The sequence below is a fragment of the Luteimonas deserti genome (genome assembly GCF_013425765.1).
GTDB lineage: Bacteria > Pseudomonadota > Gammaproteobacteria > Xanthomonadales > Xanthomonadaceae > Luteimonas > Luteimonas deserti.
Window position 1 is genome coordinate 98,145 of record NZ_JACCJZ010000016.1, and the last position, 26,889, is coordinate 125,033.

27 protein-coding genes, 1 pseudogene and 1 riboswitch are annotated in these 26,889 nt (G+C 70.4%); of the genes and pseudogenes, 7 read left to right on the forward strand and 21 right to left on the reverse strand.

Going from position 1 to position 26,889, the window contains the following annotated elements; all coding sequences use genetic code 11:
* Positions 1-93 precede the first annotated feature (93 nt).
* The 4 genes from nusB to H0E82_RS08790 form a co-directional block, all read right to left on the reverse strand.
* Positions 94-561: a transcription antitermination factor NusB gene (gene nusB / locus H0E82_RS08775; protein ID WP_180545081.1), complete on the reverse strand. Its 468-nt coding sequence runs from the start codon at positions 559-561 to the stop codon at positions 94-96.
* Positions 558-1,025, reverse strand: coding sequence for a 6,7-dimethyl-8-ribityllumazine synthase (gene ribH, locus H0E82_RS08780; protein WP_180545082.1), 468 nt, complete (start codon positions 1,023-1,025; stop codon positions 558-560). Before ribH ends, nusB begins: the two co-directional genes overlap by 4 nt.
* Before the next feature lie 76 nt (positions 1,026-1,101).
* The gene (gene ribB / locus H0E82_RS08785; RefSeq protein ID WP_180545083.1) at positions 1,102-2,193 is read right to left on the reverse strand and encodes a 3,4-dihydroxy-2-butanone-4-phosphate synthase; all 1,092 of its coding nucleotides are present in this window, start codon (positions 2,191-2,193) and stop codon (positions 1,102-1,104) included.
* Positions 2,190-2,807 carry a riboflavin synthase gene (locus H0E82_RS08790; RefSeq protein ID WP_180545084.1) on the reverse strand — a complete coding sequence of 206 codons (618 nt, stop codon included), beginning with the start codon at positions 2,805-2,807 and terminating at the stop codon, positions 2,190-2,192. Before H0E82_RS08790 ends, ribB begins: the two co-directional genes overlap by 4 nt.
* A gap of 96 nt (positions 2,808-2,903) precedes the next feature.
* Positions 2,904-3,053, reverse strand: a riboswitch (FMN riboswitch).
* A gap of 313 nt (positions 3,054-3,366) precedes the next feature.
* Between H0E82_RS08790 and H0E82_RS08795 the strand changes: the two genes are divergently transcribed.
* From H0E82_RS08795 to H0E82_RS08805, 3 genes are read left to right on the forward strand one after another with little or no spacing between them, the layout of a single operon-like run.
* The gene (locus H0E82_RS08795) at positions 3,367-4,089 is read left to right on the forward strand and encodes a hypothetical protein (protein WP_180545085.1); all 723 of its coding nucleotides are present in this window, start codon (positions 3,367-3,369) and stop codon (positions 4,087-4,089) included.
* A complete protein-coding gene (locus H0E82_RS08800; protein WP_180545086.1) occupies positions 4,086-5,771 on the forward strand; it encodes a hypothetical protein in 1,686 nt (561 codons plus the stop codon). Before H0E82_RS08795 ends, H0E82_RS08800 begins: the two co-directional genes overlap by 4 nt.
* On the forward strand, positions 5,771-6,331 hold the full coding sequence (locus H0E82_RS08805) for a hypothetical protein (protein ID WP_180545087.1): 561 nt from the start codon (positions 5,771-5,773) through the stop codon (positions 6,329-6,331). The genes H0E82_RS08800 and H0E82_RS08805 overlap by 1 nt, the downstream gene beginning before the upstream one ends.
* Before the next feature lie 12 nt (positions 6,332-6,343).
* Here H0E82_RS08805 and ribD read toward each other — a convergent pair whose 3' ends face one another.
* From ribD to glyA, 5 genes are read right to left on the reverse strand one after another with little or no spacing between them, the layout of a single operon-like run.
* Positions 6,344-7,438 carry a bifunctional diaminohydroxyphosphoribosylaminopyrimidine deaminase/5-amino-6-(5-phosphoribosylamino)uracil reductase RibD gene (ribD, locus tag H0E82_RS08810; protein ID WP_180545088.1) on the reverse strand — a complete coding sequence of 365 codons (1,095 nt, stop codon included), beginning with the start codon at positions 7,436-7,438 and terminating at the stop codon, positions 6,344-6,346.
* The gene (locus H0E82_RS08815) at positions 7,438-7,947 is read right to left on the reverse strand and encodes a hypothetical protein (RefSeq protein WP_180545089.1); all 510 of its coding nucleotides are present in this window, start codon (positions 7,945-7,947) and stop codon (positions 7,438-7,440) included. The genes ribD and H0E82_RS08815 overlap by 1 nt, the downstream gene beginning before the upstream one ends.
* 5 nt (positions 7,948-7,952) lie before the next feature.
* Complete coding sequence (nrdR, locus tag H0E82_RS08820; protein ID WP_180545090.1) at positions 7,953-8,483, reverse strand: transcriptional regulator NrdR; 531 nt, start codon at positions 8,481-8,483, stop codon at positions 7,953-7,955.
* A gap of 21 nt (positions 8,484-8,504) precedes the next feature.
* Positions 8,505-8,978, reverse strand: coding sequence for an energy transducer TonB (locus tag H0E82_RS08825; RefSeq protein WP_328796999.1), 474 nt, complete (start codon positions 8,976-8,978; stop codon positions 8,505-8,507).
* A gap of 22 nt (positions 8,979-9,000) precedes the next feature.
* Complete coding sequence (glyA, locus tag H0E82_RS08830; protein WP_180545092.1) at positions 9,001-10,269, reverse strand: serine hydroxymethyltransferase; 1,269 nt, start codon at positions 10,267-10,269, stop codon at positions 9,001-9,003.
* 162 nt (positions 10,270-10,431) lie between these two features.
* Between glyA and ettA the strand changes: the two genes are divergently transcribed.
* The 4 genes from ettA (at position 10,432) to pyrF (ending at position 14,275) form a co-directional block, all read left to right on the forward strand.
* Complete coding sequence (ettA, locus tag H0E82_RS08835; RefSeq protein WP_180545093.1) at positions 10,432-12,093, forward strand: energy-dependent translational throttle protein EttA; 1,662 nt, start codon at positions 10,432-10,434, stop codon at positions 12,091-12,093.
* Between the two features lie 313 nt (positions 12,094-12,406).
* On the forward strand, positions 12,407-12,700 hold the full coding sequence (locus H0E82_RS08840) for a hypothetical protein (protein ID WP_180545094.1): 294 nt from the start codon (positions 12,407-12,409) through the stop codon (positions 12,698-12,700).
* Positions 12,697-13,434, forward strand: coding sequence for a type I methionyl aminopeptidase (gene map / locus H0E82_RS08845; RefSeq protein WP_180545095.1), 738 nt, complete (start codon positions 12,697-12,699; stop codon positions 13,432-13,434). The genes H0E82_RS08840 and map overlap by 4 nt, the downstream gene beginning before the upstream one ends.
* A 10-nt stretch (positions 13,435-13,444) precedes the next feature.
* A complete protein-coding gene (gene pyrF, locus H0E82_RS08850; RefSeq protein WP_180545096.1) occupies positions 13,445-14,275 on the forward strand; it encodes an orotidine-5'-phosphate decarboxylase in 831 nt (276 codons plus the stop codon).
* Positions 14,276-14,302: 27 nt separating this feature from the next.
* On the opposite strand, the gene H0E82_RS08855 is transcribed toward pyrF, so the two are convergent.
* From H0E82_RS08855 to xpsH, 12 genes and pseudogenes are all read right to left on the reverse strand, one after another.
* Entirely contained in the window at positions 14,303-15,757 is a 1,455-nt protein-coding gene (locus tag H0E82_RS08855) for a DUF1501 domain-containing protein (protein WP_180545097.1), read from the reverse strand.
* Positions 15,758-15,764: 7 nt separating this feature from the next.
* A complete protein-coding gene (locus H0E82_RS08860; RefSeq protein WP_180545098.1) occupies positions 15,765-17,498 on the reverse strand; it encodes a DUF1800 domain-containing protein in 1,734 nt (577 codons plus the stop codon).
* A 139-nt stretch (positions 17,499-17,637) separates the two neighbouring features.
* Positions 17,638-18,492, reverse strand: a complete 855-nt coding sequence (locus tag H0E82_RS08865) for a glycosyltransferase family 2 protein (RefSeq protein ID WP_328797000.1) — start codon at positions 18,490-18,492, stop codon at positions 17,638-17,640.
* 113 nt (positions 18,493-18,605) lie between these two features.
* A pseudogene (locus H0E82_RS08870) lies at positions 18,606-19,433 on the reverse strand (glycosyltransferase); the annotation flags it as partial.
* Positions 19,434-19,440: 7 nt separating this feature from the next.
* Positions 19,441-21,675, reverse strand: coding sequence for a type II secretion system secretin GspD (gene gspD / locus H0E82_RS08875; protein WP_180545099.1), 2,235 nt, complete (start codon positions 21,673-21,675; stop codon positions 19,441-19,443).
* A 108-nt stretch (positions 21,676-21,783) separates the two neighbouring features.
* Positions 21,784-22,617 (reverse strand): general secretion pathway protein GspN, encoded by an 834-nt coding sequence (locus H0E82_RS08880; protein ID WP_180545100.1) that lies wholly within the window; start codon positions 22,615-22,617, stop codon positions 21,784-21,786.
* A complete protein-coding gene (gene gspM / locus H0E82_RS08885; RefSeq protein ID WP_328796993.1) occupies positions 22,607-23,251 on the reverse strand; it encodes a type II secretion system protein GspM in 645 nt (214 codons plus the stop codon). Before gspM ends, H0E82_RS08880 begins: the two co-directional genes overlap by 11 nt.
* A gap of 4 nt (positions 23,252-23,255) precedes the next feature.
* Positions 23,256-24,419: a PilN domain-containing protein gene (locus H0E82_RS08890; RefSeq protein WP_180545101.1), complete on the reverse strand. Its 1,164-nt coding sequence runs from the start codon at positions 24,417-24,419 to the stop codon at positions 23,256-23,258.
* A complete protein-coding gene (locus H0E82_RS08895) occupies positions 24,419-25,270 on the reverse strand; it encodes a type II secretion system minor pseudopilin (RefSeq protein ID WP_180545102.1) in 852 nt (283 codons plus the stop codon). Before H0E82_RS08895 ends, H0E82_RS08890 begins: the two co-directional genes overlap by 1 nt.
* Complete coding sequence (locus tag H0E82_RS08900) at positions 25,267-25,911, reverse strand: prepilin-type N-terminal cleavage/methylation domain-containing protein (protein WP_180545103.1); 645 nt, start codon at positions 25,909-25,911, stop codon at positions 25,267-25,269. Before H0E82_RS08900 ends, H0E82_RS08895 begins: the two co-directional genes overlap by 4 nt.
* Positions 25,908-26,354 carry a type II secretion system protein XpsI gene (gene xpsI, locus H0E82_RS08905; RefSeq protein WP_180545104.1) on the reverse strand — a complete coding sequence of 149 codons (447 nt, stop codon included), beginning with the start codon at positions 26,352-26,354 and terminating at the stop codon, positions 25,908-25,910. Before xpsI ends, H0E82_RS08900 begins: the two co-directional genes overlap by 4 nt.
* Positions 26,351-26,815 carry a type II secretion system protein XpsH gene (xpsH, locus tag H0E82_RS08910; RefSeq protein ID WP_180545105.1) on the reverse strand — a complete coding sequence of 155 codons (465 nt, stop codon included), beginning with the start codon at positions 26,813-26,815 and terminating at the stop codon, positions 26,351-26,353. Before xpsH ends, xpsI begins: the two co-directional genes overlap by 4 nt.
* Positions 26,816-26,889: the final 74 nt, after the last annotated feature.

A 26,889-nucleotide genomic window follows, 5' to 3' on the forward strand; every position in this document is an offset into this window, starting at 1 on the left:
CGCGTCGAACGCGATGCGAGGGGAGACCGCCGGGTTGCAGGTTCCGGCCTGCCCGAGCGGCTGGCGCCATGACGCCGGGGCAACGCGCGCGGCTCAACGTCCGCGCAGCGCCCCGACCTCGGGCGCGCGCCACGCCGAAGCGGCCTTGTCGAGCACGCCGTTGACGTAGGTGTGGCCGTGTTCGGAGCCGAAGCGCTTGACCGTCTTCAGGGCCTCGTCGATGACCACGCGATACGGCACGTCGACGCGGTGCTGCAGCTCGTAGGTGGCGATGCGCAGCATCGCGCGTTCGATCGGATCCACCTCGTCGATCGAACGGTCGAGGAACGGCGCGAGCGCGGCATCGAGTTCGCGATAGCGCGTGCCGACGCCGAGCACCAGATCCTCGAAATAGGCCAGATCGGCCACTTCCTTGGCCTGCTCGTGGGCGAACTGGGCAACGGTCTCGCGCGGCTCGGTGCCGGACATCTGCATCGCGTACACGGCCTGCAACGCGCGTCGACGCGCGCGCGAGCGCAGGACGGGATCGACGCCGCCGGTGCGGCTGCGGGTCTGGTTCATGCGATTTGTTCCAGCAGATGGCTCATTTCGATCGCGACGAGTGCGGCTTCCTCGCCCTTGTTGCCGTGGTTGCCGCCGGCGCGTTTCTCCGCATCGGCGTAGTCCTCGACCGCGAGCACGCCGTTGGCCACCGGCACGCGGCTGTCGAGCGCCACGCGCATCAGCGCGTCGCTGCAGCCGTCGGCCACCTGTTCGTAGTGCCGGGTGTCGCCGCGCACCACGCAGCCCAGTGCCAGCAGCGCGGCGTAGCGGCCACCCGCGGCCAGATGCGCGCAGGCCACCGGAATCTCCCAGGCGCCGGGGACGCGGATCACGTCCACGGCGTCCTCGGCGACACCGTGATCGGCGAACGCCTTGCGCGCGCCGGCGACCAGGGTCTCGGTGATCTTGGGGTTCCAGCGGCTGGCGACGATCGCGTAGCGGGCGCCGGCTGGCGCGCGCAGGTCGCCTTCGAAATGGCTCATCGTCAGGGCGACGCTTCGTGGACGGGGGGCAGGAAGTCTACCGCGTCGACGCGGCCGCGGCCCGTGACCGGCGCGCTCACGGCTGCACGTACTCCACGATCTCCAGCCCGTAACCGGCGAGGCCGATCTGCTTGCGCGGGGTGCCCAGCACGCGCAGCTTGCCCAGGCCGAGCTCGGCCAGGATCTGCGCGCCGGCGCCGTTGCGCCGCCACTGGCCGACGTCCTTCGCATTCACCGCGACCGGCTCCTTTCGCAGCCGCGCGAGCAACGCCTCGCCGTCGCGCGGGGCCGACAGCACCACCATCACGCCCTGCCCCGCGTCGGCGATCGCGCGCAGCGCGTCGGTGGCGGCCACGCCGAAATCGTCCCGGCGCCAGTGCAACAGGTCGCTGAGCGGATTCTCGACCTGCACGCGCACCAGGGTCGGGTTTCCGGCCGTCGGCGTGCCGCGCACCAGCGCGAAATGCAGATCGTGGGCGATGCGGTCGCGGTAGGTCACCAGCTGGAAGGGACCGAATTCGGTTTCGATCTCGCGCGTGTCGATGCGCTCGACCGTGTGCTCGTTGCTCAGGCGCCAGGCGATGAGATCGGCGATCGAGCCGATCTTCAGGCCGTGGGTCTGCGCGAAGACTTCCAGCTCCGGCCGGCGCGCCATCGTGCCGTCGGCATTGAGTACCTCGACCAGCACGCCCGCGGGCTCGAGCCCGGCGAGCATCGGCAGGTCGCTCGCCGCCTCGGTATGGCCGGCACGGGTGAGCACGCCGCCGGGCTGGGCGGTCAGCGGGAAGATGTGGCCCGGCTGGCTGAGATCACGCGGCTTGGCGTCGGGACGCACCGCGGTGCGCACGGTGTGTGCGCGGTCGTAGGCCGAAATGCCGGTGGTCACGCCCTCGGCGGCCTCGATCGAGACGGTGAAGTTGGTCTGGAACTGCGCGGTGTTGTGCTGGACCATCGGCGCCAGCCCGAGCTGGGCGCAGCGCTCGCGGGTGATCGACAGGCACACCAGGCCGCGGGCGTGGGTGACCATGAAGTTGATGTCCGAGGGCTTGACCAGCTCGGCGGCCATGATCAGGTCGCCCTCGTTCTCGCGGTCCTCGTCGTCGACGATCACCACCATGCGGCCGGCGCGGATCTCCTCCAGCAGCTCGGGGACGGGTGCGAATTTCATGCCGCCGCTCCCGCCGGGACCACGCCGGCGCCGAGCAGGCGCTCGACGTAACGCGCCACGAGATCCACTTCCAGGTTCACCGCATCGCCGACCGCGGTGCTGCCGAACGCCGTGTGCGCCACCGTGTGCGGCACCAGCGCGACCTCGAAGCCGGCCGCGTCGACGGCATTGACGGTGAGGCTGACGCCGTCGACGCAGATCGAGCCCTTGTGGGCGACGTACTTCAGCAATGCGGCAGGCGCATCGAAGCGCCAGCGCTGGGCGCGCGCGTCCTCGTGCACCGAGGCGACGCGACCGACGCCGTCGACGTGGCCGCTGACCATGTGGCCGCCGAGGCGATCGGTCGGGCGCATCGCGCGCTCGAGGTTCAGCGCATGGCCCGGCGCCAGCGCGCCGAGTGTGGTCAACGACAGGGTCTCGGTCGAGGCATCGGCCTCGAAGTGCGCGTCGTCGAACGCCACCACGGTCAGGCAGACGCCGTTGACCGCGATGCTCTCGCCCATCGCCACGTCGTCGAACGGCAGCGTGCCGACCGCGATGCGCAGGCGCGCGTCGCCGCCGCGCGCTTCGGTGGACACCAGGCGTCCGACGCCCTCGATCAGTCCGGTGAACATGTCGCTGCCTCCGTCCGCGCGGAACACCCGCACGGTCAAGCCGAAAGGGAACGGTCCGGGACGCGACAGCGTGCGCGGCCGCGGGGCCACGCAAGAGGTCGTCTTCTCGCATCCGGACTCTGACCGTCGGCTCCGGAGTTCGACCGGATCTGCTGGACCCATCGGCAGGTGCCGATGGCGCTCGCGGGCTCGCGCGTGACCGCGCCTACCGCCGGTGGGGACTTCCACCCCGCCCCGAAGACATTCGATTGTGTTGCCGGCACCGCCGACCCGCGCATTCTACCAGCGCTGCCGGCCCGATCCGGGCGCCGGGACGGGACGCTTCATTGCGCGCGCCGCTGCACGCTCACGCCTGCCAGTTGGCTGCGCCCGTCAGTCCGATGCCGGGGTGGTCTGCCGACACCCAGGTGCCACCGACCTGTGCCTCGATCGGAACGCCCGCGCCGGCCTGTCGAGGGAATGTCTGACAGCAGGCGCCTTCAATCTCCTGCACCCTGTTCTCAGGCCTCTTCCAGCATCGATCCGCATCCACACCTCCGCGCGCCTCCCGAGCCCGACCATGAAATTGCTGCGAACCTGCGCCGCCGCGCTGCTGGCCTGTCTGGCCAGCGCGTGTGCACACCCCGTCCCCCGACACCAGGACAGCGCCATGCCCGCACCGCCCGAGTCCCGCTATCCAGGCCTGCACATGCAGGATGAAGTGCCCGACATGAGCCCGGCGGAGATGGGCCGTCGGTTCCTGCAGCTGATCGACAGTCTGCAGCGTTACGACCAGCTCACTCTCGATCATGTGCAGGAGATCATGCGACTCAAGCTGGAGGGGCAGCGCGGCAGGCCTGGTCCGCAGTTCAACGTCCGCATGCCCGAGTCGGGCTGGCACTACCGGCTGGGCTTCTCAGAGACCGAGGGGGAGTCCGATCAGACCATGGCCGAACTGGACTTCCTGCACCGCGAAGATGCCAGCCGCGTGGACATGGCGCCGGTGTGCGCGATGGATTTCGAGGCCTACCACCAGGCGCTGTTGGCGATGGGTTTCCAAGAGCGCGAGGACCTTGTGAGCTACGAACTGCAGCACTACGTCCCCTTCACCAACGCGCGCGGTGAAACCGAGCACCGCCTGATGCCGGCGCAGCCCCGGCCACTGCCTTACACCTATTACCGGCGCGGCGACATCAGCGCCAGCATCCGATACCGGCCGGAGGTGGCGAGTCTGCAATCCGACCGCCGCCGCCCCTGCGTGATGCGCATCGCAGTCGGCTTCTACGAGAAGCATCAACCGTGAGCAGCGCCGATGCCAGCATCGGGCCAGGCGCGCACCTGGAAGCGGCCTTGCAGCGTTTCGCACTGCGGCCGGACGTGGCGCCCGTGCAGGCTGCGGCGCTGCGCGATGCGTTGACCAGCGATGCCGGACTCCGAGCGGACTACGAGGCTCTCGCGGCACTGGGGCAGGTGCGTGACTTCGCGCCGGCGCCGGCGAGTTCAAACCTGCAGATCGGCCGATACGATCAGATCCTCGGCCAAGTCACCGTGCCGGCGGATCAACTGGACGCCCGCGATGCCAGGTCATCGACGGCATTGGCCGGCACCCTGCGCATCCAGCAGATGCTCGCCGGATATGCACATAGCCAATGGACAGATGCCGAGCAGCGGCAACAGCCCGTCAGCCAAGACATGGTGGACAACCTGCAGGCCACGCTGAATGGATCACCCGCACTGGTGGCGCAACTCCGCCTGGCCAGTGTCGCGAGTGCACCCACGCAAGCAGCACCGGTGCGAGTCTTCGAATCGCTGCCTGGCACCGTCCATGCCGGCGGCACCTACAATCCCGACACCGGCGCGCTTGCCTTCCCCCCAGCGGCGCTGCATCGGCCACCGGTCGCCTTCCAGCACGATGCGCAAGCCCGCACCGACCTTATATTCGTGATGGGGCACGAGGTGCAGCACGGCCTGAACGCCGCGGCCAAGCAGGCCGAGCGTTTGCGTTTTATCGAAGACATCACGCAGATCGCGCGTGGCGGCGGCCCCGCCTACGACTACACCGCACCGCTTCTGCGCTATCAGCAGGCCGCGCGTAGCGATGAAGCCAAAGCACAGATTGCCGGGTGGAACGCGACGCAGAGCGAACTGCAGCAGGACAGCCCACGTGCAACCCTGGCTGAGATGTTCGATCTGGCGAACCGCGAGACGAACAGAGGAACACAACGGATCAACGACTTCGTCGTGAGGGACGACGCCAGCGGCCAAGTGGTGCCCAGACCCGGCCTCGCTTTCGAGCACGACGGCAGCCTGCGCATGACCGAGGCCAACATCGCCGCCGTGGCGCGCCACTACTTCGACAAGCCGCCCGAACAGACCCGGATCGGCCACCACGGCGACTCCGACTATCCCAACTACTACGGCGCCGACGCGGTGACCGTGGTGATCTACACCCATCGGCAGCTCGCTCGACAAGCGGATGGCAGCACGCCGCCGATTCGACTGGACATGGGCCAGCTGCGCCTCCAGGAAGTGCTGCTGGAACGCAACGGCCTGGCGTTCCCGCCAGGCAGCACGCCGCTTCCCACCGGCGCGGAGACCGACGTGCGCCAGGCCTATCTGGACATCGGGCAGGATCCACCCATCGTCGGCCATTTCGATTTCACCCGTACGCCCGAGGGCACGCCGCACCGGCACCAGCACCGCCCTATACCGGCCCCGGCGCAGGCAGGGGCTGCATCCGGCGTGTCGCAACCCGAGACCCTGTCGGGGCAACTCGACCGCATGCTGGTCGCGCTGGAGACGGGCGATGCCCGCACCTTCCAGCAGATGATCGACGCCCTCGCCCAACGCCCGGCCGTCCAGTCCATGCAGGCGGAAGCGGCCCGTATGCTGGAGCAGCAGGTGCAGGCCAACGAGAACGAATCGCGGCGTTCCAGTGCGCCACCGGTCCACGCCCCGTCCGCGCCCGTCATGGAGATGCGCTGATGCCACCTGCGCCCACCGACATCACCGAGGACGCGCTGCACGATCTGCTCGCCAAGATGGCGGTGCTCGTGGCCCAGTTCGATCGCCACTGTGCCCAGAGCCGCGAGGCGCTGCAGACATCCGCGCGCGAGATACCCCAGCAGGTGCGCGCGTCGGCCGACCAGCAGATGGAACGGTTGCACACCGCGCTTTCGGCGCAGGTCGGCAGCGCGATCGAGCGGCCGGTCGCGCGCTGTATGCAGCAGCTGGACGCGTCGAGCGCGCAATTGCAGCGGGCATCGGACGCGCTGGCTGCACAGGCGCAACGGTCGGACCGTGTGCACCGGGGCGCGCTGTGGAAAAGCACCGGAGTCGCCGGCGTGGCGCTCCTGGCCATACTGATCGCGGGTGCGTCGTCGGCCCGGTACTACGCCGGCGAAGTGCAGCGCCAGCGCATTTCGGCCGAGCTGCTCAGGGCGTACAACGCGGCCGATGTGCAGCTGTGCGGGGAGCGACTGTGTGTGCGGCCCGAGGCGGACGCCGATGTGCAAGGCGGGTACGTGCGGGCCGCGCTGCGCTGACGCCCGGTCCGATCAGGACGAGGACGGACGCAACAACAGGCGCAGATCGTCGCCGACGCGGACGGTCTCGATCGTCTGCAGCTTCAGCCGCTGGGCCATCGTCTCGATGCCGAGGCCGTCGAACAGCGGCCGGCCGCCCTCGCCGAGCAGCACCGGCGCGATGTACAGCAGCAACTCGTCGACGAGGCCGGCACGAAGAAACGCACCGGCCAGCGTGGCCCCGGCCTCGACCTGGACCTCGTTGATTCCTGCATCGCCGAGACGCGCGAGCACGGCAGCCAGGTCGAGCTGGCCGGCGGCATCGCGCGCGACGCTGGTCCTGGGCGCGTCGAAGCCCTTGGGCACCTTGGTGTCGTGGGCGTGCACGTACACCGTGGGGGCGGCGGCGTCGCGGATGTTGCCGCGCGCGATCGTCGCCAGCCCCGCGTCGAGCACGACGCGCAGCGGGGTCGCGAACGGCGCGTCGGTGCCGAGGCGCACGGTCAGATGCGGATCGTCGGCGAGCACCGTGCCGCTGCCGGTCAGCAGCGCGCCCGCCCGCGCACGCCAGCGCATGACGTCCGCGCGCGAGGCCGGGCCGCTGATCCACTTCGATTCGCCGTTAGCCAGCGCGGTGCGGCCGTCGAGGCTGCAGGCCAGCTTGAGCCGTACCCAGGGGCGGCCGCGCTCGACACGCGAGAGGAACCCGCGGTTGAGCATGCGCGCCTGCGCCTCCATCAGGCCGGACGCGACCTCGACGCCTGCCGCACGCAGGCGTTCGAAGCCGGCGCCGTCGACCTGTGGAAACGGATCGCGCATCGCGGCGACCACGCGGGACACGCCCGCTGCGATCAGCGCATCGGCGCAGGGCCCGGTGCTGCCGGTATGCGCACACGGCTCGAGCGTGACGTAGGCCGTCGCGCCACGCGCAGCGGTGCCTGCGGCCTCCAGCGCCACCACCTCGGCATGCGGGCCGCCTTTCCGCACGTGGAAGCCCTCACCGACAGCGTGGTCGTCGCGTGCCAGCACGCAGCCGACCATCGGGTTGGGTCGCGTGGTCCAGGCGCCACGCTCGGCCAGTTGCAATGCGCGGGCCATGTGGCGGTGATCGTGTTGCGAGAACGGCATCATCGGATTTCCCGGAGTCGCATGAAGAAGCCCATGCGCATGTTGCGAAAGGGGGCGTGCGGCGCGGCATCGCGGAAATCATGCGCGAAGGCCGCCATGTCTTCGAAGCCGGAATAGATCGCACGCTCGCCGGACCTGTCGTCCACGAGGAGGCGCGTCACGCGTGACCGCTCGATGATCGCCTCGATGTTCACGATGGAATCGAGCGGCAGCGATTCGCCCGGCACCAACGGGACCGCGACATGCATCACGCCGGGTTCGAACCAGACCTCGTACCGACGCTTCACCTCCCAGCGCTGGCGCTCGAAGCGGCGCTCGCGAACAGCCTGCCAGGCGGCATAGACCAGATAGAGACCCGCGAATGACCAAAACACGGCGCCATCGGGCCTGCCCAACCCCCACCACAGGCCGCCGACGCACGCGCCCGCAAGGCCCAATCTGGCAGCGACTCCCGCCTCACCCCTGCGCAAGGCCTGCCGGGAAAACCGGTGCCGGCGGTGGCTCGACATCGGCGCTAGCGCCGTTTGGGCCGGTCCGGCTTCGCGGGCACCGCGGGGCCGCCTTCGAGCAGCGGCAGCTGGCCGTCGCCCGGCAGGTCGCGTTCCAGGCGGTCGAGTTCCTCGCGAAAATCAGCCACGTCCTCGAACGAGCGGTAGACGGAGGCGAAGCGCACGAAGCCGACGTGGTCGAGCTTGCGCAATTCGCCGATGACGAACTCGCCCACACGCCGCGACGAGACCTCGCGTTCGGCGGTCATGCGCAGGTGATGCACGACGGCGCGCACCGCGGTTTCCACTTCTTCCTCGGACACGGGCCGCTTGTGCAGCGCGCGGTCCATGCTCAGACGCAGTTTCTTCGCATCGAAGGGCTCGCGCCGGCCGTCGTCCTTGATGATCGCCGGCAATTTGAGCTCGATCGTCTCCAGCGTGCTGAACCGCTCGCCACACGCTTCGCACTCGCGGCGACGACGGATCGTCGCGCCGTCCTCAGACACGCGCGAATCGATGACGCGGGTGTCGGTGTGCTGACAGAAGGGGCAATGCATGAGGAGAAATTCCGAGCGCGGTCAGCGGGACGGCAAGCCGAAGTCGATCGGCTGCCGTCCGTTCGAGCGGATCGGCTTGCCGTGCAAGGTAGCGGGGCTGAAGCGGTAGCCCGACACGAACTCCACCGCGCTCGCTTCGTAGAGCGGATCCGAACTGCAGTTGACCAGCACCCCCGGCACCGTGCCGTCGTTCTCGATCAGCATCATGACGACGACGTGCCCCGCCTTGTAGCCGGCCAAGGGCCTGCGTGGATAACGCAATTCTGCAGGACGCTCGAGCAGTGTGACTTCGGTCGCTCCGGAAACATCCTGATCCACCAGATCGCCCAGCCATGCCTCGAGCTGCCTGCGCAACTCGTCTTCCGTCATTCGCGGCGTCGTGCCGTCCGGGCAGACCAGCAGCGTGTCGGGGTCCGATTCGGTATAGACGGGATCGATTTCGGGCGTCACGTCTACTGGCTGATATCCCTGCCCGGCCACGACGGCCAGCAGCACAGCCAAGGACGACGCCCACATCTCAGCCGTACACCGGATACTTCGCACACTGCGCGGCAACCTTGTCGCGCACGGCGGCAATGACGGTGTCGTCCGCCGGCGCGTCGAGCACGTCGCAGATCCAGTGCGCGAGGTCCGCGCAGTCCTGCTCGAGGTAGCCGCGCGTGGTCACCGCCGGCGTGCCCAGGCGCAGGCCCGAGGTCACGAAGGGCTTGCGCGGATCGCCCGGCACGGAATTCTTGTTGACGGTGATGTGGGCGCGGCCCAAGGCTTCTTCCGCGTCCTTGCCGCTGACGTCCTTGCCGATCATGTCGACCAGCATCAGGTGGTTCTGCGTGCCGCCGGAGACGATCTTGTAGCCGCGCTCGACGATGACCTCGGCCATGGCCTGCGCGTTCTTCACCACCTGCTGCTGGTAGGTCTTGAACTCCGGCTCCAGCGCCTCCTTGAATGCGACGGCCTTGGCCGCGATCACGTGCATCAGCGGGCCGCCCTGGATGCCGGGGAAGACGATCGACTGCAGCTTCTTCTCGAACTCCTCGAACTTCTCGCCGGCACCCTCGCGACTGGCGACGATGATCCCGCCGCGCGGACCGCGCAGCGTCTTGTGCGTGGTCGAGGTGACCACGTGCGCGTGCGGCACCGGGCTCGGATACACACCGGCGGCCACCAGGCCGGCGATGTGGGCCATGTCCACGAAGAAGACCGCGCCGACCTTGTCGGCGATGCTGCGGAAGCGCGCCCAGTCGATGACCTGCGAATACGCTGAGAAACCGGCGATGAGCATCTTCGGCGTGTGCTCGACGGCGAGACGCTCGACCTCGTCGTAGTCGATCAGGCCGGCCTCGTCGACGCCGTACTGCACCGCGTTGAACAGCTTGCCCGACGCGTTGACCTTCGCGCCGTGGGTCAGGTGGCCGCCATGGGCCAGCGACATGCCGAGGATGGTGTCGCCCGGCTGCAGCAGCGCGAAATAGACCGCCTGGTTGGCCTGCGAGCCCGAATGCGGCTGCACGTTGGCGTAGTCGGCGCCGAACAGCTGCTTGAGCCGGTCGATCGCCAGCTGCTCGGCGACGTCGACGTATTCGCAACCGCCGTAGTAGCGCTTGCCCGGGTAGCCTTCGGCGTACTTGTTGGTCAGCTGGCTGCCCTGCGCCTCCATGACCAGCGGGCTGCAGTAGTTCTCCGAGGCGATCAGCTCGACGTGGTCCTCCTGGCGACGGACCTCGCTGGCGATGGCCTGGGCGAGATCGGGATCGTACTGGTCGAGGCGGGCGGCGCGCTGGAACATCGAAGGCTCCGGGAGACGTGAACGGCGGGGCCCGCCATTGTAGCGCCGCCCCCTGCGCCGCGCCGGCCCGGTGCGGCGCGAGCCGCTATAATCGCGTCATTCCCTCATCCCCCGACGCCGCCCCACCGGGCCCCGGCGCGGGCCGGCGCAACCGGAGCCCCCATGTCGCAATACATCTACACCATGAACCGCGTGTCCAAGGTGGTCCCGCCGAAGCGGCAGATCATCAAGGACATCTCGCTGTCGTTCTTCCCGGGCGCGAAGATCGGCCTGCTGGGCCTCAACGGCTCGGGCAAGTCGACGGTGCTGCGCATCATGGCCGGCGTCGACACCGATTTCGAAGGCGAGGCCCGTCCGCAGGCCGGCATCAAGGTGGGCTATCTGGCGCAGGAGCCGCAGCTCGATCCCGGGATGACGGTGCGCGAGGCGGTCGAGGAAGGCGTGGGCGAAGTGCTGCAGGCCCAGGCCGCACTGGACAAGGTCTACGACGCCTATGCCGAGGAAGGCGCCGATTTCGACGCACTCGCCAAGGAGCAGGAGCGCCTGGAGGCGATCCTCGCCGCCGGAGACGCGCACACCCTGGAGAACCAGCTGGAAGTCGCCGCCGACGCGCTGCGCCTGCCGCCGTGGGATGCGATCGTGGGCAAGCTGTCGGGCGGCGAGAAGCGCCGCGTCGCGCTGTGCCGCCTGCTGCTGCAGAAGCCGGACATGCTGCTGCTCGACGAACCCACCAACCATCTCGATGCCGAATCGGTGGAATGGCTGGAGCAGTTCCTCGCCCGCTACGCCGGCACCGTCGTCGCGGTCACCCATGACCGCTACTTCCTCGACAACGCCGCCGAGTGGATCCTCGAACTCGACCGCGGCCGCGGCATTCCGTGGAAGGGCAACTACACCGAGTGGCTGACGCAGAAGGACGAGCGCCTGAAGCAGGAAGAGAACCAGGAGAAGTCGCGCCAGAAGGCGATCCAGAAGGAACTGGAGTGGTCGCGGCAGAACGCCAAGGGCGGCCGCTCCAAGGGCAAAGCCCGTCTTGCGCGCCTGGAAGAGCTGCAGTCGGTGGACTACCAGAAGCGCAACGAGACCAACGAGCTGTTCATCCCGCCGGGCGAGCGCCTGGGCAACGCGGTGATGGAGTTCAAGAACGTCTCCAAGAAGTTCGGTGACCGCCTGCTGATCGACAACCTGTCGATGATCGTTCCGCCGGGCGCCATCGTCGGCATCATCGGTCCGAACGGCGCGGGCAAGTCCACGCTGTTCAAGATGATCACCGGGCAGGAGAAGCCGGACTCGGGCGAGATCGTGGTCGGTCCGACCGTGCAGCTGAGTTACGTCGATCAGAGCCGCGATGCGTTGGAGGGCAACCACAACGTCTTCCAGGAAATCTCCGGCGGCCTCGACATCCTCAACATCAACGGCACCGAGATCCAGTCGCGCGCCTACATCGGCCGCTTCAACTTCAAGGGCCAGGACCAGCAGAAGCTGGTGGGCACGCTGTCGGGTGGTGAGCGCGGTCGCCTGCACATGGCCAAGACCCTGCTGCAGGGCGGCAACGTGCTGCTGCTCGACGAACCGTCGAACGATCTCGACATCGAAACCCTGCGCGCACTCGAAGACGCGCTGCTGGAGTTTCCCGGCAACACCTTCGTGATCTCGCATGACCGCTGGTTCCTCGACCGCATCGCCACGCACATCCTCGCGTTCGAGGGCGACAGCCACGTCGAGTTCTTCCCCGGCAACTACCGCGAGTACGAAGAGGACAAGCGCCGCCGCATGGGCGACGACGCGGGTCCGAAGCGTCTGCGGTTCAAGGCGCTGAAGTAAGCGCGTACGCGCGCAGCGCTCTTCCGACCAAGGTTCCGATGCGCACCCGCACGCTCCCGCTGCTGACCGCCGCCGCCCTGCTGGGCGCGTGCGGCGGCGCTCCGGGCGGACGGATGGCCCCGGCCACGTCGCTGGAGCCCGCCGCGCGGACGGTCGACGTCGACGACACGTCCCTCGATTTCACCCGGGAAGCCGGAGCGGCCCTGGCCGCCCTGGCGGTCGAGGTTCCCGCCTCGCTGCGCGATGCGGTCGGCGCGCATGCCGATGCAGCGGCCCACGCGGAGGACTGCGCGCGGTATCCGGAGCCGACCGCGTGTTCGCGCTCGACCTCGACGGCGACGACGCGCCGGACGGGCTGGCCACCTACACCCTGGAAGGCTGCGGGGGCGGCAATCATTACAGGCGCATGCTGCTGGTCCTGCGCGGCGGCGGTGACGCCTGGCGCCCAGCGCTGGATGCCGTGCTGGGCGCCAAGCACGCCACACGACGGATCCACTCGATCGCCGCCGGCGCTCTCGTCCTCGGCCCGTCCGGTGATGCGCCGGGCGCCAGCGAGGCGGCACCGGAAATCCTGTCACTGCCACCCGCGGAGGGGCCATTGCCATGACCATCCAGACCCTGGAAGAACTCGAAGGCCTCCGGCGCGCCGGCGCGCTGGTGGCACGCATCCTGTCGACGATGCGCGAGCAGGCCCTGGCCGGCACCACACCGCGTGACCTGGATGCCATCGGTGCCGACCTGATGCGCGACGCCGGCGCGCAGTCCGCGCCGGTGCTGACCTACGGCTTCCCGGCCGCGACCTGCATCAGCGTCAACCGCGTCGTCGCGCACGGCATTCCGGATGCGACGCCGCTTCGCGATGGCGACCTGGTCAACATCGACGTCTCGGCCGAACTCGACGGTTTCTTCGCCGACACCGGCGCGAGCTTCGTCGTCGGCACCGCCAGCGCGGCGCAGCAGCGCCTGCTCGACGCGACCCGCGAGGCGCGCGACGCCGCGATCGCGCAACTGCGCGCCGGCGAGCTGCTCAGCGGCATCGGCCGCACCATCGAGACCGTCGCCGCGCGACGAGGCTTTCGCGTCATCCGCAACCTGCAGAGCCACGGCGTCGGTCGTGCGCTGCACGAATCGCCCGGTTCGATCCCCGGCTACTTCGATCGTCGCGACACCCGCCGCCTGCACGACGGCATGGTGATCACCGTCGAGCCGTTCCTGGCCACGCATGCCACGCGCACCGAAGAGTTGGACGACGGCTGGTCGCTGATCTGCCCCAAGGGCTTCGGGGCGCAGTTCGAGCACACCGTCGTCGTCACCCACGGCGCGCCGATCATCGTCACTTGAGAGCCGTTCCATGACGCCCACCTTCATGCAGGCGCTGCGTGCGCGCTGGCAATCCGCCGACACGCTGGTCTGCGTCGGCCTCGATCCCGAACCGGCGAAGTTTCCCGCCCGTTTCGCGAACGATCCCGATGCGGTGTTCGCGTTCTGCCGCGACATCGCCGATGCGACGGCCGAGTACGCCTGCGCGTTCAAGCCGCAGATCGCGCACTTCGCCGCGCTCGGTGCGGAAGACGCGCTGTCCCGGCTGATCGTGCACCTGCATGCCGCGCATCCCGGCGTACCGGTGATCCTCGACGCCAAGCGCGGCGACATCGGCAGCACCGCGCAGCGTTATGTCGCCGAGGCCTTCGAGCGTCACGGCGCCGATGCGGTCACGGTGAATCCCTACCTTGGCCGTGATTCGGTGCAGCCCTTCCTTGATCGCGCCGACAAGGGCGTGGTGATCCTGTGCCGCACGTCGAACCCGGGCGCGGCCGATCTGCAGGACCTGCCGGTGGCACACGCCGGCGGTACGCGCCCGCTGTACCAGCACGTTGCCGAGACCATCGCCCGCGACTGGAACGGTCACGGCAACGTGTCGCTGGTGGTCGGCGCGACCTGGCCGGAACAGCTGCGCGAGGTGCGCGCGATCGTCGGCGACATGCCGTTCCTGGTGCCCGGCATCGGCGCCCAGGGCGGCGATGTCGAAGCGGTGGTGGCGAACGCGAAAACCGCGGACGGGGCCGGGCTGATGGTCAGTTCGTCGCGCGCGATCCTCTACGCATCCAGCGATGACGACTACGCCGACGCCGCGGCCCGCGAGGCGCGCGTGCTGCGCGACGCGATCAACCGCTGCCGCTGAAGAACGTGACCCGGGCGCGCGCCCGGATCAGCCCAGGAAGTCGAGGACCGGCCGGCTGAAGTTGCCCAGGCCCGGGAACACGGTCGGCAGATCCGCATCCGGCACACCCAGCCAGCGCGCGAAGGTCGCGCCGAACTGGTTGGTGGAGGTGGTCGGGATCATCCGGCCGCGCTCGACAGCCTGCGGGCCGTCGAGCTCGAGCAGCGGATAGGCACCGTGCACCCGGCGACCGCGCAGCGGGCCGCCTGCTGTCGATGCGCCGCCCATCATCAGCTGGACACCGCCCCAGGCGTGATCGGTGCCGTTGCCGTTGCTGTTGAGCGTGCGTCCGAAGTCGCTCATGGTGAACGTCACCACGTCGTTCAGCGCGCCCACTTCGGACAGCGCATTCCGGAACGCGGCCAGGCCTTCGCTCAGACGCGACAGCAGCCGCGCGTGGCTGCCCTCGGCCATCTGATTGTCGTGGGTGTCGAAGCCGCCGAGGGTGGCGTAGTAGATCTGGCGCGAATGGTTGATCGCGCTGCCCCGGCTGACCTTGATCATCCGCGCGATCATGCGCAGCTGCGAGGCCAGGTTGTCGTTCGCCGGGAATGCGGTGGTGACGTCGCCGCCGGCCGCCGGGTCGAGCGCTGCGCGCAGGGTGTCGCTGATCTGCATCGTGCCCTCGCCCAGCACGGCGTAGTGGTCCTGCATGATCGGTGTGTAGCGCCGATCGAGCATCGCCTCCAGCGCCTCGCGGCGGATCCGCTCGGCCGCGTTGGTGGTACTGGTGAACCGCCGCAGCGCAACCGGCCCACCGGTGCCCATGCCGTAGGCGGCAGTCGCGCTGCCGCTCTGGAACAGGTTGTTGCCCGCCAGGGAAATGGTGGGCGGCAAGGTCCTCAGTCCGGCGGCGTTGGCAATTTCCAGACGGTCCGCGCAGCGTCCGCCCCAGCCCGTCGTGGAGCTGGCCAGTTCCGATTCGCCGCGCATCCACAGGCGCTGCTGGTCGTTGTGCGAGTACAGCGCCTGCGGCAGGCGGCGGCTGCGCGCGATGTACTCGGCCTTGGTCACCGGCTGCACCAATGTGCCGACGTTGGCCATGAATCCCAGCTCGCCGCGATCGAACAGCGGCTTGAGCGGCGCGCACGAGGGATGCAGGCCCCAGGACTTGCCCGCCGTGTCGGTCACCTGCACCAGTGCATCGCGTGCCAGGCCCAAGCCCTGGGAGTTGGTGCTGGCGTTGTAGACGCCGCCGCGACTGGCGAGATAGACATCGTGCTCCTCGCGCACATGCGGCACGAGCATGTTGAAGGAGTCGTTGCCGCCGAGCAGGAAGATGCAGACCACCGCGCGGTAACCGGGCGTCGCTGCGGGGGATGCGGCCAGCGCCCGGCCCATGAGTTCAAGCTGGGGCAGCGTGGCGACGGCCGCGCCGCCGGCGAGCAGCGTGCCCAGCCGCGCGATGAACTGGCGACGCGAGGTGCGGGAATGAGTGTCCATCGTGGCCTCAGCGCTGGATGACGAATTCGGGGGAGGCGACGGCCAGCTGCACGAGCGAGCGCACGCGCTCGTCGGCCGGCCGCCGTTCGGTCTTGAGGCGATCGAGCATCAGCACCATCGTCGCCCGGTTGTCCGCGGTCAGCGCGCCGGCCAGCAGCAGGGTATTGACCTGGTCGACCATCGCGCCGTGGTTGTCCTGCTCGGCGAGTGCGAGCAGCGGCCGGATGTCCAGCACCGGTGCCGAGGTATTGGCGGTGGGCGGCGCGGTCTGCAGCTGGGACCAGCCCGCGCTGTCGAGCTGGTTGAACACGCTCACGAAGGTGGCTTCGTTGTAGAGCTGCAGCTCCGGGGCGTAGGGGCCGGCGACGCCGTTGGCACCCTGGAGCCGGTAGTCGGGTTCGAAGAAATTGAACACCGACGGCGAGCGCAGCGAATCCTGGGCGAGGGTCGTCGCGAAGTCCCAGGCGTTGGAGAACCCGAAGTAGTACTGGCCGTCCGCGCGCGGGATGTAACGGGCGTCGAACGCGCGCCACAGCGCCGTGAGCTGCAGCAGGGGTTCGCGGGCCTTGCCGTAGCCGGCGTTGTCGGCCGCGGGGGGAATGCGCGCCTCCACATCGAGCAGCACCGCCTTGATCACGCGGCCGAGGTCGCCACCGGTGTCGGTCCAGACCTTGGAGACGCGTCCGATGTACTGCGGACTCGGATTGCTGGTGACGAAGCGCTGGATCAGCTGGCGGCTGATGAACGGCGCGACGTTGGGGTGCGCCGACAGCGCGTCGAGCATCTTCGCCAGGCTGGCGACGCAGTTGCTGCCCTCGTTGATGACCACGCCGTTGAAGATGGTCTTGGGCTGCTCGTCGTGGAACTCGGGCACACAGCTCATCGGCCGCGCCTCGTTGTCCGCGCCCCACCGCCAGAAGGTCTCGCGGGTGTTGCCGGGCCAGGTCCAGCCGGTGAGCACGCGTGCCATGCCCTTGACCGTTTCCTGGTCGTAGGTCGGGATGGTGCGGCCCTGGGCATCGAGCTTGGGACTGAAATCCGGGTTGCGCTCGATGAGTCCGATCGAGAACAGCTGCATCAGTTCGCGCGCGTAGTTCTCGTCGGGCACGATGGTGACGCGCACGCCCTGGCCGTTGGTGTAGCTCGTGGACTTGCGGTTGGAAATATGGCTCAGGTAGAGCCCCATCGCCGGGTGCAGGGTGACCCGTTCGACCAGCTGCCGGTAGGAACCGAAGGCGTTCTGCGCGAGCATGTCCTGGTAGTTGCTGATGCGCCCGAAGTTCGCCGTGTTGTAGTCGCGGTCGGAGACGACGAAGATCTCGCTCAGCGCGAACGCCATGCGCATGCGCAGCTGGTCGGGCTTCGTGGTCGCCTGCCACAGCCAGTAGTTGCGGCGCTCGGCGTAGTTGAGCTGGGCGACCGGGATCGACAGGATGTGCGGCGTGACCAGGGTGACCGGCGTTCGGCCCGGGTCGAGCTGCTCGTCGATCCAGGCCGAATAGCCGATCTGGCGCAGGCGGTCGATGTCGGCGCGGGTGGGGCCGAAGGTGGCCTGCACCAGGAAGCGTGCGGCCTCGCCGTCGCTGGCGGGAATGGGCGCGAAAGCCGGCACGGGCGCCGGCGTCGGCGCGGGCGCGCCGGGTGCGGGCGTCGGCGCGGCATCCCCTCCACCGCCACCGCCCCCGCAGGCGGACAGCATCAGGGCCACGAGCGCGAGCGGCGCCCAAGCGGTTCTGGACATCTGGATTCCCCGGTTGCGACGGCGGTCTTTCCCCTGCGCCAAGCGTACACAGGGTGTGAACACTTTCGGCATCCGGGGCCACCCCAGGGCGGATGGATTCTCCGCTCTGCCAACCCAGTCGCACTTTTTCGCGGGGCCGCTAGCCCCCGGTGCGCAGCCTGGCGCGCAGGGCGGCGACCGGCAGCCGCAGCCAGATCATGGCCCAGACCGCCACGCGGACGGGCCAGCCTCGCTTGCCCGCCTCGAACCGGCGGAAGTAGCGCCACAGCCCACGATGCTTGTGCCATTCGACGAAAAGCGGACGCGCCCGGCTGGAGACGCCACGGACGTGGGCCACCACGATGTCGTTGGCCACCGCGACCACGGCGCCCGCCTCGCGCGCCCGGCGGCACAGATCGAGGTCCTCGGCATGCAGGCGATAGCCCTCGTCGAAGCCGCCGATGCGGTCGAACAGCCGCCTGGGCATCAGCATCAATGCACCGGACACCGCATCGACGCGCTGCAGCGTCCGCTGCGGATCGCGCGCCACCGACAGGCGACGCGCCGCCGGGCGGTAGAGCATCGCGGCGAACTCGGGATCGCGGCGCCGCGCCGCCGGATCGTGCACGCCGTCCTCGCCGACGAGGTCGGTGCCGAGCAGGCTGTCGCTCTCCAGCGAGCCAGCGTGCGCCTGCAGTCGCGCCAGCGCATCGGCCTCGACCAGGCAGTCCGGATTGACGAAGGCGATCCACGGCGATGCGGCATCGCGCGCGCCCTGGTTGCAGGCGACCGCGAAGCCGGGGTTGTCGGGGTTGGCGATGAAGTGCACCCGCGGGTCGAGCGACGCATGCCGCTGCACCACCGCGAGCGTGGCGTCCGACGAGGCGTTGTCGACCACCCGGATCTCGGCCACCCGGTGCGCGCCACGCAGCCGGCCGAGGCAGGCATCGACGGTGCTGGCGCTCTGGTGGGTGACCACCACGGCGACGATGTCCGCGGCCCCACGAGCAGGGATCACGACGCAGACCCCTCGGGCTGCGCGGCGCGTTCCTGCGGCGGTGCGGTCGGATCGCCGGCCACGGGCTCGGCGGTCGGGCCCTGCGCCGGCGTCGCGGGCAGCGGATCGCCGAACAGGCTCGGCTGCGCCGGTGCCTGCTCGAGTGCGGCGAAGCGCTGGGCCAGCGACTGCCGGCAGCGGTGCAGGGGATCCTCCATCAGGAACGCCGCCAGCCGTGAATGCCAGGCCGGCCAGCGCACCGCCAGTGCGTCCATGTCGCCGTCGGCCGGCCCGCCCTCGCCGCCGCGGGCCACGAACGCGGTCTCGCACAACGCATTGCGCCACCCGAGGCCTGCCATGCGCATCGACAGGTCGGTCAGGGCCGCGTACCAGGAGGCGTAGCTGGACGCATCGAGCCCACCCGCCTTGCGACGCGCGTTGCCGCGCAACAGCACGGCATGGCCGATCGCTGCCGGCAGTTCGGGATAGAGCGGCGGCATCTGCTGGCAGGCACGCGCCAGCCGGGCGGGCGCATCGGGCACGGGATTGATCTCGCCGATGCGCGGCCACGCCGCCGCCTCTCCCGCGTTGCACCATGGGGTCGCCGTGGCGATGGCCGCATCGCAGGCGAAGCATGTGGCCAAGGCGTCCAGCCAGCCCGGCAGCGGAATCGCATCGGCCGCCAGCACCGCGACATCCGCGTCTCCGCAGGCGCGCAGCACGTCGTCGAGATGGGCGACCTCGCCGATGCTGCGCTGGCGGCAGGTGTAGTCGGCCTGCAGCGGCGTAGACGCCAGCCAGCGGCGCACGATGTCGGCGCCTCGCGGGCCGATTCGCGCGTCGTCGGCCAGCCACACCGGCGTACCGGGCGGCGTACCCGCATCGAGGCCGGCCAGACAGGCGTCGAGCGCGTCGTCGTCGTGCCCCACCGCGACCACGACGACCGGCAGTGTCGCCATGTGGGGGTCAGTCCTGCGGACGTTGCAGCGGCTGCATGGCCCGGAAGCGGCGGCCGTACTCGTCGGTGAGCTGCCGCGCTTCCTGTGGATTGCGCACGATCGTCGGGGTCAGCAGCACGACGACCTCACTGCGCCCCGTGCTCGAGCGCTGGTTGCCGAACAGCCCCCCGACCACCGGAATCCGCGACAGCCCGGGCAGCCCGCGCGAGCGTCGTCCCACTTCGTCCCGGATCAGGCCGGCCAGCATGACAGTTTCGCCCGCCTGCACGGCGGCCTCGGTCTTCAGTCGTCGCGTATCGATACGCACGTTGCCCTGCGCGTCCGCGGTGCTGGCGGGCGCCGGCGAACTGACTTCCTGCACGATGTCGAGAAACACCATGCCGTCGCGGGTGACCCGCGGCCGCACCTTGAGGATGGTGCCGGTTTCCAGGTACTGCACCTGGGTGTACTGGCTGTCGCCCAGAACCGGATTGAAGCTCGTCGTGGAGATCGGGATGCTCGCGCCGACGTTGAACTCGGCCATCGCGTTGTTGCGCACGAACACCGACGGCGACTGCAGGATCTGCACGTCGGTGACCTCGTCGAGCGCATCGATGATCGCTGCCGCATCGTTGCGGAACAGCGTCCACCGGGCGCCCGGACCCGCGACCCCGCCGATGCTCGCGCCCAGCGTGCTCCAGCTGCGTGGCAGTAGCGGGTTGTCGGCAAGCGAAAGACTGGGAAAGCCGTTGTCGGTGGCCGCGCGCTCGATGAACCACTGCACGCCGTACTCGAGCGCGCCGCTCAGCGTCACCTCGACCACCTGCGCCTCGATGTGCACCTGCGCCGGCATCACGTCCAGACGTTCGACCACGTCGCGGATCGAGCGCCACGCCGCGGGCGAGGTGCGTACCAGCAACGTATTGGTCTCGTCGATCGCCGACACGCCGACCCGGGCGCCCTCGACCTCGAGGGTCACGCTGCTCGGGCCGTCCTGGGTGTCGCTGAGCTGCATCTGGCCGATGTCGCCGCCACCCCGACTCCCGCCACGTCCCGCACCGCCGCCGCTGCCGAGGCCGCCCGTCCCGGCGTCGAGGCCGCCCTGGCTCCCCGCCTGGCTGCCGAGGCCACCGCTGCGCAGGGTCGCCCCGGTGGTCCCGGGCATCAGCGACGCACTGCCCTGGCCCGCGCCACTGCCGCCGCCGAACACCTCCGCAAGCCGCTGCGCGAGCTCGCGCGCCTTGATGAACTTCAGCTCGTAGGAGAACAGCCGCGGTTCCTGGCCGGCGTTGTCGATGCGCTCGAGCCACTGCTGGATCTCGCCGAGGTAATCCGCCTGCGGCGTGATCACCAGCACCGCATTGGCGCCTTCCAGCGGCATGAAGCGGAACATGCCCGACACCGGCGATTCGCTGTCCTGGCCGAAGACCTTTTCCAGATCGGCGACCACCTGCGTGGCCTTGCCCGACTGCAGCGGAAACACGCCGACCGACATGCCCGACAGCCAGTCGACGTCGAAGATCTCGATCGTGCGCAGGTAGTTGTCGAGTTCGGAGCGGCTGCCGGAAATCGTGATGACGTTGCGTGCGTTGTCGGCGGAGACGATGGCGTTCGGGCGCGCATACGGCACGAGCACCTTCTCCATCTCGGTCGCGGAGATGTAGCGCAGCGGCACGGTCCGCACCTCGAAGCCGCGGGCGGCCCCGGTGCCGCCGGTGCGCGGCGCGACAGTGCCGGTGGCCAGCGCGGTGTCGGCCGGCACGATGTTGTAGCGGCCGTCGCTGTAGATCATGCGGGCGTTGTTCCAGCCCAGCACCATCTCCAGCAGGCTCAGCGCCTGGGCCGGGCTCACCGGCTGCGGCGTCGCCAGGGTCACCGTGCCCTGCACCTCCGGTGCGATGACGTAGTTCTGGCCGAGCATGTCGCCGAGGATCGCCTTGGCGACCGCGTGCACGGATTCGCCCTCGAAATTGAACGACGCCTGCCCGGTGGTGCCGCCGCCGAGCGTCGGCGCAGGCGCGGCCGCCGCGCCGCGGTTGATCACGGTGCCGGTGCCGCGGCGGATCTGCGGGCGCGGCCGGTCCTCGTCGTCGAGCAGGACCTGGCTGCGCACCACGGGGGCATCGGGATCGGCGGCCACGCCCGCATCGGCCGGCAACTGGGCCGAGCGGCGGATCGAAGGCGACGGCGCGGTGGCACAGCCGGCCAGCAGGGCGATGCCGGTCCCGAAGGCGATGGCACGAAGAGACAGGGATGGGGTCATCGAAGGCTTCATCGGCTGGAGTCTAGGGCCTGCGGTGCGCGGGGGCGCGGCCGGCACGGAAGGCGGACCCGCGCATTGCGGCGGTGAGGACGGAACGGGCGGCGCGGATCACGGCGCCTGCCCGCCGGTCGCCTGTTGCTGGCGCAGGCGCGCGCGCCGTTCCTCGATGCGGCGACGGATCGCTTCGACCTGCGCCTCCGAAGGCCCTGCACTGTCCGCCCCGGCCGCGGGAACCGGCTCCACGGCGGGGGCCGGCGCCGGTGGAACCGGGCTTGGCGCCGTGACGGCGGCCGCGCTGCCGGGCCGTGTCGGCGGTGTGGCCGGCGGCGGCGGGGCAGCCGCGGAGGGCACCGGCGCACCGGCGCGCCGCCGGCTTCCGTCCGTGCCCGACGCGGCGTCGGCTGCGACGACGGGGGGCCGCATCGCGGTCGGCGGCTGTCCGCCGACACCGTCGTAGACGCGCAGTTCGAGCGTCCGCGGCCCTTCCGGCCCGACGAACACCACACGCCTCGCCTCGACCGAGTCCAGGGTCCATCCCGTCGCGGCTGGCGGCGCCTCGCCCACACGCAGGCGGATCGAATCGCCGCCGCCGACGGGCTGCAGGATGGCCATCGCGAAATCGGGCGTGCGCAGCACGCTGGTGAGCACGTAATCGAAGCCGGTGGCGGCGCCTTCGCCCTCGTCGGTGGGATCGATGAAGAACGGATGCGGACGGCGGTCGGCCGAGAACAGGGGACGGGCGGCGATCTCGGGATACGCGGCGAGCGGCGGCTGGGCCTCGGCTGCCGGCATGGCGGCAGCCGGCGGTGGCGTGGCGCCATCGTCGTCGGCCGGACCGATCCGCCCGCCGAGGCCGGCCAGGGCGAGTCCCCACACCGCCAGCGCCCAGCCGGCCACGGCCGCGACCAGCCAGGTACGCGTATTGGTGGTCTCAATCCCCATCGGCGCCTCCACCGGACGTGGCCGAAGGCGCTGCCGCGCGACCCGGACCTGGCGCGGTGCCCGGCCCCGGCAGCACATGGCCCGACAGGTCGAAGCTCACGTCGGTTCCGCCACTCGCGGTCCCGGCGGCCACGGTGTGGCGCTGGCTGAGGATGTTGAGGTTGTCGACGAACAGGCGTGGTGTACCGGTCTCGAGCGAATGCAGTACCGCCGCGAGCTCCGGATTGCCGCAGCGCAGGCGCACCTGGACGGTGGCGCGCGGGTAACGTTCGGTGCGTCCGCCGGTCATCGGCGACCGGTTGCTGATCGCGCAGCTGCGGTTGCCGGGACTCGCGTCGAGCACCGCCTGCTCGAGCCGCTGGACCAGGGCCGCGGTCGCGAGCTCCACGCTGGCCTGCGGCATGAACCCGGGCACCTCGAGCATGGTCTCGCGAGCCCGCTCCAACGCTTCGCGCACCTGGGGCGCCTGTTCGAGCTCACGGCGCACGCGCAGTTCGCGCGCCTGCAGCATTTCGATGCGACTGCCGAGTTCGCGCATCGGGCGGGTCCACCACGGATGCACGAGGACCAGATAGGCCGCCGCCAGCGTGGCCACCAGCAGCGCCAGCGCGAGCCAGCGGTCGCGTGCGGTCACCGGGCTATCGTGACGCCGCACGGGCGGTCTCCGGATCCGGGCGGGCCGCGGGCGCCGCCCCGGGCGCGAGTTCGGCGGTCAGGGTGAACCGGTCGGCGCGGCTGCGCGGATCGTTCTGCAGCGCGCCCGCCAGCGCCGGTGCCCGCCAGAGGGGCGAGCCTTCGAGATAGCCCACCAGCGCCGAGGCCTCGGTGCTCAGCCCGATCAGCAGGATCCGGTCGCCTTCGATCGCGGCCTTCTCCAGCGACGTGGTGTCCGGCAGCCGTCGTGCCAGTTCGTCCAGCACCGCCACCGTCGTCGGCCTGGCCGCGCGTTGCGCCTGCAGGAAGGCGAGGCCTTCGCGCAGGTCGGTCAGTTGCTGGCGCTGCGCCGAGGCTGTGCGCGCACGTGCGGCATCCGCCTCGACACGCGCTTCCAGGGCGTCGGCCGCCGCGGCGCGGTTGTCGCGGATCTGCCACAGCCCCAGCGCGGTGAACACCACCGCGGCGGCCGCGAGCACCCACTGGATCCGGCGCTGCGGATCCTCGCGGCGGCGGGCCTGGTGCGCCAGATTCACGCCGAGCGGGCCCTCGTCGCCGCCGTCCAGATCCACACCCGCCAGGGTGGAAGCGAGCGGGCCCAGTGCGGCCAGACCGGCATCGATCGTGGCCCGAGGCACGACCACCAGTTCGACGTCGAGCTGGCCGTCACCGCGCTGGCCGAGGACGCGGTGGTCGTAACGCACGTCGGCCGCCGCGAACGGCGTCTGGCGGTCGATCTCGAAACCGAGCACGTCGTGCAGCCGGTCGGCCGCGGCCTCGGGCAGGACCAGCCGACGGCGCAGGCCCGCGCGCGCAGGCAACAGCAGCCAACGGGGAGCATCGACCACGTGCGGCGCCAGCAGGCTGGCCAGCGGATCGCCGGCGTCGTCCGCCACTGGCGCGAGCGGCACATCGGCCAGCGCGCGGGTGGCGCCGTCCTCGAACAGCACGAGCTGCACCTGGCCGTCACCGGTCCGCAGCAGGAGCCGGCGGCCGGCGAGGCCGAACAGCTCCCGCGCGCGGGCCGGGAGCCAGGACGACAGACCGGCGGCCCACCAGCTCAGGAACGCGCGCAGGCGCAGGCGGAGGCGGCTGCCGCGGAGACGGCCGGGCGCGGCCTCGCCGGACGCTGCAGGTGTCGCGGACATCATCGTGGTGACGCTCCCTCCTCCCAACGCAACACGCCATAGGCCGTGCCGGGCACGGCGCCGGCGCCGGTTCTCACCACCGCCCGCAACCGCGCGGTCCGGCCCTCCTCCAGGCGCGCGCGGCTGTCGATACTATACGTGCCGCTACCGGACCCCAGCAGGGCACCGGCGATCGGGGCGGTGGCGGCATCGCGCGCAGCCAGCAACGGATCGGCATCGACACCCATCGCCCCCAGCACCTCGGCCGAGGCGAACTGCGGATCGGGCACCGGCATGCGGCTGTAGATGGTCAGGTGCGGCGACAGCGCTTCGAACAGGGCCGGCGTCATGCCGAGCACCTGCTCCACTTCAGCCACGCTTTCGAACGGCGCGTTCTTGGCGCCGTAGGGCCGACCCGCGGCGGCGTAGTCCGACGACTCGGCACCGCCGACCACCTGGACGAAATCGTCGCCGTCGCGCCAATCGACGATCGCCCCGGCGACAGCGGTGGCCAGCGGAGCCTCGGCCCCCACGCCCTGCATCAGCGCCGCCAGCAGCTCGGGACCCGCCGCGTTGAGATCGACCTTGCCGGTTTCGTCCACGATGCGCAGCTCGACCTCGATCCCGTGGTAGCGCCAGGCGTAGGGACGGCCGTCGGGCTGCCAGGCGAAGGCCGGATCGCCTGCCGCCAGCCGGGTCATGGCGTAATCGAGTCCGGCGCGCGCCGCCTGGTCGGCCACGAGGCCGCGGGTGAGCACCCGGGCCTGCTCGTTCTCCATGCGCGCGGTCAGCGCGAATGCGCCCACCAGGGCGGCCAGCAGGGTGATCAGCCAGAGCACCAGGAGCAGGGCCGCGCCACGTGCCCGGGTCATGGCGTCGCCTCGGGCACGGCTGCCTGTCCGGTGCCCTGCGGCAGGGTGACCAGGATCGGAGGCCACGGGCCCTCGCGCTCCGTGGTGATGCCGATCTCGACCTGCAGCGGCAGGCTGCCCGGCCCCCAGCGGTCCTGCCAGGGCCCGAGTGCGCCGGTCTCGTCGAACCCGCGGTAACGCAGACGGAGCTCGCCCAGCGCCTCGAGCAGCGGTTCGGGCGGCCGCGGGTCGGTTGTTTCGATCGTCCGGCCGGTCATCACCATGCCGAACGCGACCGTCAGCCGGCGGCGCCCGCCGGCTTCGTGGCCGGCGATGTCGTGCAGGTGCGGACCGCCCTGCCCGAGGTAGTTCGGCAGGTCGGCGACGAAGCGCACGCGATCCGGTTCGCCCACGAACAGATGGATCGCGCCCGTGGTCTCGTCGGTATGGAAGGCGATCTGCTGCGCCGAGCCGAGACGGCGGCGCAGGAACCCCTCGACCGCGCGCATCCGCTCGCTGCGCTCGGCCAGCCCTTCGCCGCGTTCGACGGTGCCGGTCGCTGCGCGCAGCGTGGTCAGCGCCAGCGCGAGGCCGGCCGCCAGCAGCACCGTGGCGAGCAGGACTTCGATCAGGGTAAACCCGCCCGGCCGGCGCGCGTTCATGGCCCCTGAATCCCGTCGACATCGGCAGTGCGCAACCGCAGCGTCTGCAGGCGTAGGCGCTCACGAGGACCGGCGGCGCCCCAATCGACCGCCAGCGTCAGTTCGAAGAGATCGGCGCCCTGCCCCGGCGATGGAAGCAGTGGCCCGACGTCGGAATCGACGAAGAGCGCGATCTCGAGCGTCCAGCGGTAGCGGCCGTCGTCGAAGGTGCCCGACTGGCGGCCCGGCGCCACCGGCAGGCCGAGTCCGACATCGTCGAGCAGGGAGCGTGCATGCATCGCGGCGCGTCCGGCGTCGGCGGCCCAGCGCACCTGGCGCGTGCCGTTCGACAGCGTGCCGAGCAGCAGCGAGAGCGCCAGCCCGAGCACGGCGAAGGCGACGATCACCTCGATCAGGGTATAGCCGCGGCGCCCACGCCAAGCCTGGCGATGGCCACGGGTCACGGCGCGCCCCCCGCGCGCGCCAGGCGGACCTCGCCGGTGAGCCAGGCCACGTCGATCTGCCAGACCGCGCCACGCAGATCCAGGCGGATGCGCCCGCCGGTGGCCGCACCGTCGGCGAAGAACAGCACGGCGCCCTCGTCATCGCGCGTCTGGATCTCCCGCGCGCCAGTGAACTCCACTTCAAGCGAGGGGGGAATCGTGCCGGCACGACCGTTGGGCGCACTCCATGTACGCGCGACCGGATCGAGCGTGAAACGCTGCGGCACGCCGGTAGAGATCGCCTGCGCGCGCGTGTATCGCAGCTGCGCGGCGAGCTGCTTGGCGGTGGATTGGAGCGCGATCCGGTCGAACCCGCCGCCCATCACGCCGGCCGCGAGCACGCCGGTCACCGCGATCAGGCCGACGACCAGCAGCACTTCCAGCAGCGAGAAACCACGGACCCTGGCGCGGGGGCGGGACATGGGCGGCGGAGGGGATCCGGAACGCGGCAGCAGCGGCGAATCTAGCACCCCGCCGCCGCGACCGAGGCACCGGT